The 13,514-nt window shown below is 42.3% G+C and carries 11 protein-coding genes; 1 reads left to right on the top strand and 10 read right to left on the bottom strand.

Annotation, left to right across the window (positions count from 1 at the left end; genetic code table 11):
* Window positions 1-542 precede the first annotated feature (542 nt).
* The 6 genes from SWOO_RS03625 to SWOO_RS25790 all read right to left on the bottom strand — a co-directional run bounded on the left by SWOO_RS03625 (window position 543) and on the right by SWOO_RS25790 (window position 5,393).
* Window positions 543-725 carry a hypothetical protein gene (locus tag SWOO_RS03625; RefSeq protein WP_041417480.1) on the bottom strand — a complete coding sequence of 61 codons (183 nt, stop codon included), beginning with the start codon at window positions 723-725 and terminating at the stop codon, window positions 543-545.
* A gap of 110 nt (window positions 726-835) precedes the next feature.
* Complete coding sequence (locus SWOO_RS03620; protein WP_012323350.1) at window positions 836-1,603, bottom strand: hypothetical protein; 768 nt, start codon at window positions 1,601-1,603, stop codon at window positions 836-838.
* 8 nt (window positions 1,604-1,611) lie between these two features.
* On the bottom strand, window positions 1,612-2,736 hold the full coding sequence (locus SWOO_RS03615) for an AAA family ATPase (protein WP_012323349.1): 1,125 nt from the start codon (window positions 2,734-2,736) through the stop codon (window positions 1,612-1,614).
* Complete coding sequence (locus tag SWOO_RS03610) at window positions 2,729-3,841, bottom strand: DUF262 domain-containing protein (RefSeq protein ID WP_012323348.1); 1,113 nt, start codon at window positions 3,839-3,841, stop codon at window positions 2,729-2,731. The genes SWOO_RS03615 and SWOO_RS03610 overlap by 8 nt, the downstream gene beginning before the upstream one ends.
* Before the next feature lie 911 nt (window positions 3,842-4,752).
* On the bottom strand, window positions 4,753-5,100 hold the full coding sequence (locus SWOO_RS03605; RefSeq protein WP_012323347.1) for a DUF3622 domain-containing protein: 348 nt from the start codon (window positions 5,098-5,100) through the stop codon (window positions 4,753-4,755).
* A gap of 83 nt (window positions 5,101-5,183) precedes the next feature.
* Entirely contained in the window at window positions 5,184-5,393 is a 210-nt protein-coding gene (locus SWOO_RS25790; protein ID WP_012323346.1) for a DUF3565 domain-containing protein, read from the bottom strand.
* Window positions 5,394-5,735: 342 nt separating this feature from the next.
* On the opposite strand from SWOO_RS25790, the gene SWOO_RS03600 reads away from it, so the two are divergent.
* Entirely contained in the window at window positions 5,736-7,220 is a 1,485-nt protein-coding gene (locus tag SWOO_RS03600) for a DEAD/DEAH box helicase (protein ID WP_012323345.1), read from the top strand.
* Window positions 7,221-7,313: 93 nt separating this feature from the next.
* Here SWOO_RS03600 and SWOO_RS03595 read toward each other — a convergent pair whose 3' ends face one another.
* The 4 genes from SWOO_RS03595 to SWOO_RS03580 form a co-directional block, all read right to left on the bottom strand.
* Window positions 7,314-10,196: a TonB-dependent receptor plug domain-containing protein gene (locus SWOO_RS03595; protein ID WP_041417479.1), complete on the bottom strand. Its 2,883-nt coding sequence runs from the start codon at window positions 10,194-10,196 to the stop codon at window positions 7,314-7,316.
* Between the two features lie 73 nt (window positions 10,197-10,269).
* The gene (locus SWOO_RS03590) at window positions 10,270-11,349 is read right to left on the bottom strand and encodes a FecR family protein (protein ID WP_012323343.1); all 1,080 of its coding nucleotides are present in this window, start codon (window positions 11,347-11,349) and stop codon (window positions 10,270-10,272) included.
* Complete coding sequence (locus SWOO_RS03585) at window positions 11,346-11,951, bottom strand: RNA polymerase sigma factor (RefSeq protein WP_012323342.1); 606 nt, start codon at window positions 11,949-11,951, stop codon at window positions 11,346-11,348. Before SWOO_RS03585 ends, SWOO_RS03590 begins: the two co-directional genes overlap by 4 nt.
* A gap of 169 nt (window positions 11,952-12,120) precedes the next feature.
* Window positions 12,121-13,503 carry a Na+/H+ antiporter NhaC family protein gene (locus SWOO_RS03580; RefSeq protein ID WP_012323341.1) on the bottom strand — a complete coding sequence of 461 codons (1,383 nt, stop codon included), beginning with the start codon at window positions 13,501-13,503 and terminating at the stop codon, window positions 12,121-12,123.
* Between the last annotated feature and the right edge of the window lie 11 nt (window positions 13,504-13,514).

Below are 13,514 nucleotides of genomic sequence, written 5' to 3'. Positions count from 1 at the left end.
TCAGTCTTACTCGTCAAACCTTACGAAGCACTTGACGAGACAAGCACTAAGTAACCCAAAATCCGATGACCCAAGTCATCGGATTTTTTTATAAGACTATGGATATGTTAGGAATATCTAGCTAAAAATGATTCATGAATGACTAAAGGTGAAACCCTTTGTTCAAATGATAGTGTGAGTCTTCAAATGAAGACTGATTACATGTTCTATATGTTAACTTTTATCTGAATTGGTACTGGGTAGATTATTGAAGGTCATACCTTCAGGGTTATTTATCGCTGGCAGCGTGCTTACGTATAGATACTTCTACGAGACGCCACTAGCACATCCCTGTGGGCTTTACGACAGCTTCCATGCTGCCAAAACTCGTAGCCGCATCTATACCTGATAATTTGTCTCTTCGATTTTGACTTACTTGGGAAGGTTTTGTAACTGATTTTTGCCCCAAAGTTAGATAGTCTTCGAATGAAGACTGATCACATTTTCTATGTGTTAATTTTTATCTGAATTGGTACTGGGTTAGGTTGTTGAAGGTCATACCTTCAGGGGTATTTATCGCTGGCAGCGTGCTTATGTGCAGCTACTTCTGCGAGACGCCGTGAACACATCCGTGTGGGCTTTACGGCAGCTTCCATGCTGCCAAAACTCGCAGCCGCATCTACACCTACTGTTCTAAAAGCAAGAGTATCTCTTCGATTTGGCTTATCTGGGGAAATCGCTAACATGTAAAGCTTTAGCTATAGAAAGGCTAATATGAAAGGCTTTTGCATCGTCTATAAGTTATGCCTGTCCTATCTTTATGCATGTATATGTTTGGTAGATTTTTTTACTCCACTTATCCCAACAACTCTCTAACAACACAGGTGATTTCTTTTTCTTTGTTCCAAATGTAAGAAAAGCCACTAGTCAACGTTAATTCTATTTCTTCATTGATAATAAGATAACGATCATGAGACCGAGCAAACCTATTGAACTCTGCTTGAGTTGTATCGCATTGCTCTACTTTCCATTTAGCGTTAGCTCCACAGATATCTCGAACAAAACGACCATTACTTCTCTCACCATTTTCAACATATTGAATAATGATGTCCTTATCTGGAAGGAAGGTAAATATCTGCTTATTATCGTCTTCACTTGAAAAGTATTTATCATGAATTAAGACTTTATTAGCTCCTTGCAAAAGACAGACTAAGTAATCTTTTAATGGCTCTCTTTCTTCATCATGCAGACAAGATAAAGTATAATTGCGTTTTATATGCTGTTTTTTAAGGTTAAAAAATGGAGGGCTATTTTCTCCATCAGCAATAGTAACTATTAGTTTAAATAACGTTTCCTTTGATAGTTGCTCTAAAGATAAATCTTTTTGGTCATCAAGATTCAGAAGTATAGGATACAAATCATTATATACTTCTTCGGGTAAGTTATGGTCGTCTTTGCAACGCTGAACTTGAGCAGCATTCGTTAAAATATCTAACTCAATATTACCCATCAATAAATCATAGGCTTTTCTTTCTTTTGCTCTTAGAAGGCATGGAAGCGATGCTTTCTTGTAAATACTAAATAATTTATCGGAAAGCACGACTTTGTAGCTTGGTCTAGTCATGACGAGTCCTATCGTAAACTCAGTAAAGTATCGACACTGGTATCAAAGAACCCTTTAGGAAAACTGATACGATTTTCTTCTTGATCACAATAATGACCATTAGCATCTAAGAATAAAGTATCAAAAGGTTTTAATGTAGCGGATTTGTAGTGAATGACAACATCTTCACACTCAATGGCCTCATTTCTTACCTCTCCCCTGATTTTCTGTATCAAATGTTCACAATGAGTTTCAATAATCAGTTGAATTCCACTGCTCGCAATAAAGGAAAAAAAGACTCCTAACTGAGCCTGTGATTTAGGGTGAAGGTGAATTTCAGGATTTTCTATAATAACTAAATCACCTTTTTTAGCCATAAAGCATAGGATTACCACTTTAGCTAGATAGCTTATACCTGCCCCAAGATTTTGAGGAGATAGCTCTTCGAGTCCATCACTATTAAAAGAAACTTTAATCTGTTCACTGTTAATTTTTTCAGTCCTCAACTCTAGCTTTGAATCAGTGATTTTACTGAGCCACTGACTCACCTGATAACCTATAGTGCTGGATTCAGAAAACTTAACTAACTTTTCTGGTAGAGCTTGATTTTTAATTTGATCATAAGTAGAGAAAATAAGCTCCCCCAACAAACCTACTTTAAAGTCACCGACTTCGGAGGTACTTTGAGGGCCCAATCTTGTTGCATTAAGATAGAAGAGTTCAGAGCAATTCGACGCTCCTTCCTCAGGTTCATAAACATATGTTAAAGGGGGTTCTGCGGGATTAAATTCACCACTTCCTATGTACTTTTCCGTTGGCTTAATACCACCACGAAACAAAACCTGATCATCCTCACTTTTTATTGTTTGAAGTAAAAGAGAATCAAAGACTTCGCTATTCAGCTCTAGTTCGATATTAATGTCAGATTGGTTAGTGTATCGGTTTCGAGTATCTCTTGGAGAAACATAAGCAGAAACAACTTTATTCAATGTGACACGGTTTACAGGTATAGCAAACCTTAAAAGCAATAAAATAGCTTGAATTACAGTAGACTTTCCCGTCGAGTTAATCCCCGTAAGGATCGTTAGTGGTGCGATTTTTAATTTTTCTTTATCAATACTTTTAAAGTTGCTGATAGATAGTTTTTTAAGCATACTTAGCTCTCTGAATTAACTGTTGAGCAAGGTTAAAGCGTTCAGTGACATTAGCTGTCGTGTCAATAGAGCCAGCTAGCAAATCCATTTGATCAATTTCAAACTTTTGTCGCTCGATAACCCTCTTTATTTCTTGATGGTTCACAATTGATAAATCTACATAGCAAAAAGTAAAAATCAGCATTTCAAACAGTCCCATATTAACAGGGCGTTTATTTCCACCAGGTTTTTTGGGCGCAAATCGTACGCCATTCTCACCAAGAATTATTGCCGAATTTCTCATCCCTAACAAGGAAACGTGCCTCACATGTTCAATCAACTCTTTGGGAGCCTGATTAACAAACCTCATGACAGATGCCAAAAAGCCATCAATACCCAAACGATACTGTATATTTGGCAATTGATTTGTAAAGTAGAGATAAAAAGCAATAAATCGTAATATCAGATACCGATCTCGCATGCGGTTGGATTTAACCCCGAATCCTGTTGCTAGTTGAAACTCTTGACTCATTGCAAGTTCTTCCAAAAGAACCGTGGCTCTCCCTTGATAGAGTGCATGCCGCATCTCTTGCTTATTTAGATTTACTCCTCCTCGATTAACTCGTTCAAACAAGTTAAATTTGACAGATTCTGGAGTCGGGGGCTGAATGACATAAGTTTGTAGTTGATAATCTTCCAGCTTTGCCTGTAGCAGTGATGGAATCTGCTCGAACTTCAACCCCTTTAATTGAGGTAACATAGATAGTTCTGAAAGTGAAAAAGAGTTATTTATAAATTCTTTTAACGCAGTTATGCGTTGCTTACCATCAACAATTTGACGAATCCCATATTCGTCTTCAAACAAATAAATCAGTGGTATTGGGATCCCCATTAAGATGGATTCAATCAGTTCAGACTTGTGTTTTTTATCCCATACATCAATGCGTTGAAAAGCAGGCGCTAATACTAGTAACCCTTTACTTTCCTTACGAAGCAACTCATAAACACTCGACTGCTCTTTGGCTATTCGAATTTGAGTCTCTGTACCCATAGGGTGAGGATGAACAGCTAATTCAAGTTCTTCTTGAGCTTCAATTTCAATAGGGTCGTCAATCTGTTCTGTCATGATTTTCTCTTAATATTACGAGATTTATATTTTAGCATTTTAGTTAGAGCTTGTATCTACAAGACCTATACTCTATCCAACTGTACCTAAATCAAAATAAGTCGTATCCGGTGACCCTTCCTCGCCCAACAAAAAAGCGAGCTCACTAGTTCAATACCGATCGTTTAAGCGTAAAAATGAGCAATTAGCTAATATTCTTAAACATTTAAAAGCAAAATAACCCAGTGAAAACTGGGTTCTTTCATTATAAGCCTTTAACCTAATCGCGGGTTATATGCTTATCCTAATAGCATTAAGCTCACTAGTTCGCTTTTTCAATTTTAAAGCCACCAGAAACCACTTGCAACAAAAGACGGGACAGCCATACCTTTTGTCTTCTCAATATATCTTCAACTAGTTTTTGATTTACCTCCATCTTTTCTCTCCATAAAGGGGCCGGGGCGGATTAGGGAGCTAAGATACTTTTTCTAATCAATATCAGCTTAATTCGACTCAATGCACTAACGCATTTCTGTCCAAAAATGAGTTACAGCCCAAAACCTCAATCGAAGAGATAAATAATCGGGTGTGAACGCGGCTGCGACCTTCCGTGACATGGATGTCACGGCAGAGCCCACAGGGATTGTGCTTGCGGCGTGTCGCAGAAGTGTTTGCACATTCCTCGCCGGACAGGCGTTAGATAACAATACAGCTATGGTACCTAGCAAGTTCAATAAATATAAAAGAAGCCCAATGAACCCAACTAAAAAGATACTTGAAACTTGTTATCCCACAAGTTCACTACCTTGTTATCTGGCAAGTTCGCTTGCAAAGCACAAAAACAAAAAAGGCCGGTGAGCGTTTGCTCTACCGGCCTTCTATTTTTCGCTTAATGATAAAGCGATAAACTATATACGCTAAAGAGTGGCTAATTACTTAGCTTCATCAGATGCGTAGTCATCGCTATCTTCATCAAAAGTTCTGTCACCATCGGCAACATCACGGGCATCGCGCCATGCATCGGCAGCAAGCTCTTTTGCAGCGGCAGCATCATTACGTACTTCGCGCTGCTTAGCTTTGCGCTCGTTACGCTCCATCAGGTTGTCGAGGAAAGATTTAAGCTCTTTCTCACCCCAAGCTGTGGCCTCGGCTTCAGTTGCAAAGCCAGTTTTTCTTTTCGAAACGATCGTCTTTCTCGCTGTCATACGACGCGTGATCTCAGCGGCCCATACGTCCTTATCTTGAACGATGCGAAAATCGAATTTCTTAGTTTGTGTCATATTACTTATTTCCTACAGATATAATCTTATCGCTTGGCAAATCATCTTTGCACTCGCGTTAAGTCAAAATTTTTACGGTGATTTTACTCACTCACGTCTTTAGCAGCCCCTAAATCACATTTTTTGCAATTCAGTTTATAACCCAGCATAGACTTTCGGCCCTGCGCTGTTATCACCCAAGGGCGATTTACCCAAGGTGGCGTATGCCTAACGTGTTGATAATGTCCACATTGAAGTATAGCAACCCAATGATTTTCATCATCTTTAAGATAACTAACTATCGACTGTTTCATAAAACCTAAAGACTAATAACCCAACAGTCTTAGCCAAGTTGAGCGTTTAGGGCGCGAGAGTAACACGTACAGAGTTTAAACAAAATGATTTAACTCTATTTCCGTTCATTAGCTATAGCTATACCCAAGCGACCTCAAGATGCTGAATCCTGCACCTTGAAGTTGTTTGGGTATACATAGCTCTGCAAGCAAACCCGTTAAAACAGAGAAGCCCTATGGTGGCTAAAACATCCTCCTCTGCTTATTAATTAGCTCTTTTAGCTCTTATCCTGTAAGATGCACGCCCGCCAGCGTCACTGGCTCCATGAATTCTGCTGTTTTAATGCACCGAGAGATCTATCTATGAGTTTTACCTCCCTGGGGTTATCAGCCCCAATATTAAAAGCTGTTGCCCAAAAAGGTTACGATACTCCTTCGCCAATTCAAGCCCAAGCCATTCCGGCTGTACTCGAAGGCAAAGATGTAATGGCCGCAGCTCAAACAGGCACAGGTAAAACAGCAGGATTTACGCTACCGCTTTTAGAGCTGTTAAGCAGAGGAAAGCGTGCTCCAGCAAAGCAGGTTCGAGCGTTAGTGTTAACTCCTACCCGTGAACTGGCAGCTCAAGTTGCAGAAAGCGTTGAAACGTACGGTAAAAACCTTCCACTGCGCTCCGCCGTTATTTTTGGTGGCGTAGGCATAGGCCCGCAGATATCTAAGCTAGGTAAAGGGGTCGACATCTTAGTCGCAACACCGGGTCGCTTACTGGACTTGTATAATCAAGGCGCCGTTAGCTTTAAACAGCTTGAAGTGCTGGTACTCGATGAAGCCGACCGCATGTTAGACATGGGCTTTATTCATGACATTAAAAAAATTCTTAAGATATTGCCAGCCAAGCGCCAGAACTTGATGTTCTCGGCCACCTTCTCTGATGATATCCGCAACTTAGCTAAAGGCTTAGTGAACAACCCAGTTGAGATATCTGTTACGCCGCGTAATGCCACGGCTAAAACCGTTGAGCAGTATATCTATCCTGTAGATCAGAAACAGAAGACTGCCGCCCTTATCCATCTGGTTAAACAGAATGAGTGGAAACAAGTACTGGTATTTAGTCGCACTAAACATGGCGCTAACCGTATTGCTAAAAACCTTGAAGCTAGCGGCCTCACCGCAGCGGCAATCCACGGTAATAAGAGCCAAGGTGCCCGCACAAAAGCCTTAGCAAACTTTAAGAGTGGCGAAGTTCGCGTATTAGTTGCTACTGATATCGCAGCTCGCGGTATCGATATCGATCAACTGCCGAACGTCGTTAACTTCGACCTACCTAATGTACCTGAGGATTACGTTCATCGTATCGGCCGTACAGGTCGTGCTGGCGCGAACGGTCAAGCAGTGTCTCTAGTTAGCGGCGATGAGAGCAAGCTACTTAGGGATATCGAGCGCTTAATTAAGCAGAATATTCCCCGTAAAGAGGTTGAGGGCTTTGTGCCGACTCAGGTTTTGCCTGACAATGATCTTAATAGCCAAAAGCATGGTCAAAATCGCGGTCCGCGTAATGCAAATGGCAGAGGCAATGGCCGTAATGGCAATAGCCAGTCTCGCGGAAGTAAACAGGGACGTGGTAGCGGTGATACCCGCAGCGACTCTGACAAGAATAGACGCCCACGTAGAAACAGTGAAGGCAAAACAGAGCATAAAGATGGCCAACGTAGCGGCGAAGCGGCACGCGGTCATAAGCCAAATGATAAGAACTCAAGCCATGGCCGCTCACGTAAACCTTCTGGCCAGAGTTCATCTAGCTCTCCAGCTTCTAAGCCAACATCAAATAGTAATATTTGGGGTAAGTAAGCCACTTCTATTGCGACACAAAAAAACCTAGCTTTCGCTAGGTTTTTTTGTGTCTGGTGAAGACAATAATTAACGGTTTAATGAACTGCTTAATTAAAAGCTGTATTCAGCCCCCGCATAGTAGTAAGCCCCATTAAATCCAAATGGTGCTGAACGACGTGAATAGGTAAATACCCCCGGGCTGTTAACGATTTCATTACCTGCGCTGTCAACAATGGTTCCCGATCTCGAGTTACCAATCATGTTCTCATCAGGGTAAACATCAAAAATGTTATTGCCACCGATGTTGAATGATAAGTTGTCAGTCACTTGGTATTTAATGCGAAGATCGGTGAGGATCTCTGCGCCGTAAGTTTGGCTATCTCCGTCAGTTACTGTGTACTCGCCATAACGGTTAAACCCTAAGTTCACAGTCAGATCATCGAACGTATATAATCCAGTTAAACTGATGCGATCTTCTGGCTGCCAATCTTCAATAATGGAGATATCTTGCTGCGAGAAAATATCTTCAGGTGGAATTCCATCTAAGGCACTGTTTGGCGGAGTAAAGATATTAACCACCTCTGTTTCAGTGAAGTTAGCCGCAAAAACCAGCTTAAGGTCTCCGCTTAACACTTCTGTATTCCAGGTCGCAATAATGTCGACACCGCTGGTTTCAGTATCCGCCCCATTAAGGAAGAACTGACCTGCTCCAGCACCCGCCGCAGTCAATGCGTTATCTAGATTATTATCTAAGCCAAACCCTAGTTTATTACTGATCACAATACGATCATCAATATCGATGGAGTAGTAATCAACCGTTAGATTGATGTCATAACCTAGGTCGATAACAGTACCAATACTGAAGTTGGTCGACTCCTCCTCTTTAAGCTCAGGGATCCCGATTGATTTTGCCAGTTCACTGTCGTTTCTAAAGGTACCCACCTGAACCGCTATCTGATCACCTGAAGGCGCATTTGGATCTGGGTTATTGATAAACTGAGTACTGATATTATTGAAGTAAAGTTGCTGCATTGACGGTGCTCTAAAGCCTGTGCTCACCGCACTGCGTAGAGAGATTTCATCGGTCACTGACCAGTTAGCCGCAAATTTAAAGTTGGTGCTGTCACCGAAGCCTTCATAGTCATCATAACGCGCCGCACCACTGACCAAAAGATCGTCGGTAATATCAGCTTCTAACTCTACATAGAAAGAGAAAACATCACGGGTTTCATCCACTTCAGAAACCGGACCTATCCCACCAAAACCTTGGGTACCGGCACTGCGGTCGGTCGCATACAAGCTCTGCCCCATCGCGTCAGTATCATAGTCACGGTATGAGTACTCTTCACCCGGTGTCACTCGGTACTCGTCAGTTCTAATTTCAGCTCCCATGGCTAGGGCAAACAGATCATACTGCTTTGTGTAATCTAAGTTGAGGGTTTGCAACGAAAGCTCTAACCCATAGGCAAAACCTTCGCGAGGTATCGAAGAGCGGATCTCATCGGCCGTCATTGTGGAGGTATAGATTAATGAGTTGGCATAAGATGAGTTGATGGTGTCACTGGTTGTATAGTCAATCTTATTTCGACCATAGGTGTAGGACAAATCTAGCGAAGCATCATTGTCGAAATCAGTCCGATAACCAAAGTTATATGAAAGGTCACTGATCTCAGAATTTATCTTAGGCAGGAAGCCCGCAGGAATGGTGGCATCACCATCTTGCAGTGGTGCATTACCGCCATTGTTATTGTTGTGGCGGAAGAATGCGGCAGACTCATTGTCACGATTTGAGTAGGTAAGGAAACCATAAAGCTCGCCATCACCCAGCTCATAGCCGGTGTTGAGCACAATACCTATCTGCTCAGAGGTTGCATCACCAATGCGGAAGGTGTTTCTGTCCGCAGTCAGCTCTCTTGGATCGCCAGCCAGTTGCGCGCCATTGGCGGCATCAGTACAACCTGAAAACTGGCATGACCCATGAAGGCCTGCCCTATTGGTTGAACCACGATCTCTAAAGTTGAACGTCGCATCTAAGTAGCCATCTTCCCCTAAGGCAAAGCCTTTAGAGATATCAACATTGGTGGTTTCACCGTCGCCCTCTGAATGCTCACCGTAAGAGACGCCAATTTTACCGCCATCAACGGCATCATTCAGTACAATGTTAATCACACCGGCAATTGCATCTGAACCATATTGAGCCGCAGCACCGTCACGCAAAACTTCAATACGTTTAATCGCTGATGCGGGGATAGCATTCATATCTGTCCCTGCAGTGCCTCGTCCAACCGATGTATTGATGTGAATAAGACTGGCTTGATGACGCCTTTTACCATTGATCAATACCAAGGTTTGATCTGGGCCTAAGCCACGCAGAGTCGCAGGTCTCAGAGCATCGGTACCATCACTGATCGCAGAGCTTGAAAAGTTAAAAGAGGGGGCTATCGCCTGCAACATACGACCGACTTCCGTTTGGCCAGTATTTGCAAGATCTTCGGCCGTTAAAATATCAACGGGAACGGGCAGTTCGTTTGAACTTCTACCTGGAACACGACTACCAATCACTGAGATTGATTCTATCTCGTCCTCAACTTGCTCCACCTCTTGCGCTTGTACAACTTGGCCTGTGGTCCCTATCGCTAGGGGCAGTAGAGCCGCTATTGTTGTTTTTTTCATTGTTGTATTTATCCTTTCCTGTTCATCAGCTTGAATGCTCAATAGACCAGAGAGATCAACAACAGCGATTAGACCGGTACCATCTAGTAATTTTTTTAAACCGGAAGTCACCGAGTAATAACCATTAAGGTTGTTTGCATAGTGTTTTTTGGTTAAATCAAACGAAAAAACTATTGTTTGATTAGACCGCTTTGCAAACTCAATAATGGCTTTATCGGCTCGTTGTTTATCAATATCAAAGCGAATCAAACTCTCGGCAGATGCAGGCAGAGTCACCACCAGCATTACCGCACTCAGCATCAACAAGCATGCTTGCATCATCGAAGTTTGCTTCGGACAAACCAATGTTTGCCATCTACGCAGTATTAATAAACAGTTCAGAAGGAGGAATCCTCTATTGTATTGTTAATTTTTTTGTAGGATTAGTGTTACTTGGTGCAGTTAAGTGAATGATATTGTCACTATCTTTAACATGAACTATGTTAAAATTACTGCTTAAAGAGGCCAGTAAGCCATCAACATCACCCGCTTTAAAGTAGCCTGCCACTTTCAGTTCTGACAGTTCTGGATCGACAATCTCGAATTTAACCGACGTATAGCGGCTTACATCGTCTAATGCTTGGGATAAAGGCTCACCCTCAAAAATAAGCATCCCCTGTTGCCAAGCCAGATCACGTTGCATCTGCTCAAGCGGCAAAGCTTCAACGGCCAAGCTGGTGTTTTTAGCAATCACGACCTTCTCGCCGGTGGAAACTAACAATCCCGGTAAGCTCTGCTCAGCAATATCACTGAGTGATTCTTTAATCTGCTCTAGGCTCTTATCGACAGAGGTTACCAGTACTTTGCCGTGAGTAACCACTAACTCCATATCCTGTTCATCATTTTTCTGAACATTAAAAACCGTACCTAGGGCTGTAAATGCTTGCACACCAGCTGTGACAGTAAAAGGCTTAGACCTATCTTTAGCCACATCGAATTTAGCCTCACCAGTCACTAAAGTAAGCTGGCGATAGTTTGATGAATAATCGACCTCGACAACACTATTGGTGTTTAACTGAACTTGAGTTCCATCAGGTAGAGAGAAGCTTGTTTGTTTGCCGACAGGACTCTCTAACCTTTGGGTGTAGATTTCACCTGCCCCCCAGATATGTTGAGAGATTTGGCCGCCTAAAAGCCAATTTCCTCCAACAAAAGAGAGCAGCAGAAAACTTGCAGCGATGGCTGCGTACTGCCATTTAGACTTATTTTTTGCTGTTTCAAGAGGGAAAAGCACGCTGAGTTCATTAAGAACACTTAAATCGTCCCAATAGGAAGCCATCTCAAACAGAGCATCTTGATGAGCCTTACTCTCACTAACCCATTTAGACAGTGAATCTATTTCAACCTCAGATAAGCCTCTATCGATACGGCTTATCCACAAAGCAGCTTGCTCTTGAAGTTCCTCTTTACTGTAAAACTGTTTAATTGTACTCATCTGCTAATAAACTCTTTTATATTAGACTGACTATCTTGATGACCTGCAGACCGCTTTGATAACGCTGAAGGAGTTTGCAATGATTCACCTTGAGCACTGACGCTTTCCATATACTGTACGCTTTTGAATAATCCCTTGGCGACATGCTTCTCTACCGTGCTTTCACTGATATTAAGGTATTTTGCAATTTCACTTTGGCTTAAACCATACACCTTTTTCAAAATAAAACATTTTCTAACAGGCTCTGAAAGCTGCTCCGTTGCACGACAAAAAAATAGAAATCGCTCTTTGCTCTCGAACTCAGATTCAAAGGAGGTGGAGATAAGCTCTATGGGAGTCTCAACAAACTCTTCAATAGAGTGATTGAATCGATAGGAAGATTTCGCGACGTGATTCAAAGCCAGATGTTTTGCCGTTTTAAGCATATAACTACGAACATACTTAATCTCTTGCTTTAGTTCAGCCTCATAACTGCGCACAAAGGTATCTTGTACTATGTCGTCAATATCATCAGGCTGTACGATCCGGCCAATCACTCGCTTTAACTTGTTCGAGTATTTAGCAAAAATGTCTGACACATTTGACTTATTCTTCGCTACCAACGAGACACCCTGAAAATAGTTAGGCCAAAAAGTTAACCTAAAACTAACATAATTTAATCAGGCGATACTAATTTAGAATCTACAGCGATCAGTTTTCATGTGGCAGATATAAAAAAACACCAGGCAGTTCAACTGCTCTGGTGTTAATTTTTTGACTATAGGCGGTGCATTATGCCAGCAACAGGAAGCCCACAAAGGTGACTGCTGCTGCAATTAAGGCATATGGCAACTGAGTCACGGCATGACTCACTAAGTTACAGCCTGAGCCTTGAGCGGCCAATACAGTGGAGTCAGAATAGAAACAAGCCTGACTACCGAAAGATGAAGCAGATAACAGTGCACCTATCACCAATGGAATATTGGCATCAACCGATTGGGCCAATGGCATCACGATAGGGATAGAAACCGCAAAAATCCCCCAGCTTGATCCAGTTGCAAATGCCAAAATAGACATACTCAAGAACACGACAGCAGGCAACAGGTCTGGTGTCATAAATGGACTTAGCGTATCGATCACATACTGAGGTAGCATCAATTTATCGCACACATCTTTAAAGATAAATGCCGCGATCACAGTCCCGATCGCTGGCAACATATTTTTAAAGCCATCGATCATCTGCTCCATCATCTCAGACAGTGGCATCAGCTTTTGCAAACCATAATAAGGTAAAGTAACCGCCAAAGTCGCCACTAACCCCTTCAATACATCGATATCAAAGTAAACAGTAAAGCCAACAAGCAGAAGAATAGGCACGAAGAAGTTATGCAACTTACCCTGCTCATCGGCGTGTTTAAACTCATCCTCAATCGCTTTAACCGCATATTCATCAGAGGTCTGTACTTCATCGAGATCGATCTGCTTTAAAGCAGGCTCCCCTTGAGAAGCTGCAAGCTGAGCTTTTTTCATCGGACCAAATGCGGGCACTATACCTAAGATAACTAACAGCACCATAGCCACCGCCAGCCAAGCATAAAGCATGTAAGGAATAGCTTGCATATAAACAGCAATACCTTGTCCCTCACTTGCAATACCATTATCCACCAGCAGACCACCGAAGAACACTGCCCACGTGGAGAGTGGAACAAGCACACAGATTGGTGCAGCCGTTGAGTCCACCACATAGGCCAACATCTCACGAGAGACCTTAAACTTATCGGTTACTCGCTTCATGGTTGAGCCGACAGTCAGGGCATTGAGGTAATCATCAATAAAGATCACCACACCTAAGATAAAGGTCATAAAGAGTGATGATTTGGGTCCCTTGGCCAACTTTAGGGCATGACGACCAAATGCCATCGAACCACCGGTTTTCACCAATAACGCGATCAGGGCACCGAAGCCACCACACACAAGAATAAGCCAACCAATGGTCTCATCGGCCATCACTGAAAGAGAGATATCGGTAAAATTAGTGAGCAAGTTTTCGGGCTCGAACATAACGAGTCCCACTAGTGCACCAATAATTAACGAAAGGATTGGACGGCGTAGCACAATCGCTAACACCAGGACCACCACAGGTGGAATAAGACTTAATGCTGTCGGTTCAGACATGCGCTAAGGTC

It is taken from the genome of Shewanella woodyi ATCC 51908, from assembly GCF_000019525.1.
Lineage (GTDB): Bacteria > Pseudomonadota > Gammaproteobacteria > Enterobacterales > Shewanellaceae > Shewanella > Shewanella woodyi.
The sequence above is the reverse complement of the archived record's forward strand: the minus strand, read 5'-3'. Positions and strand labels throughout refer to the sequence as shown.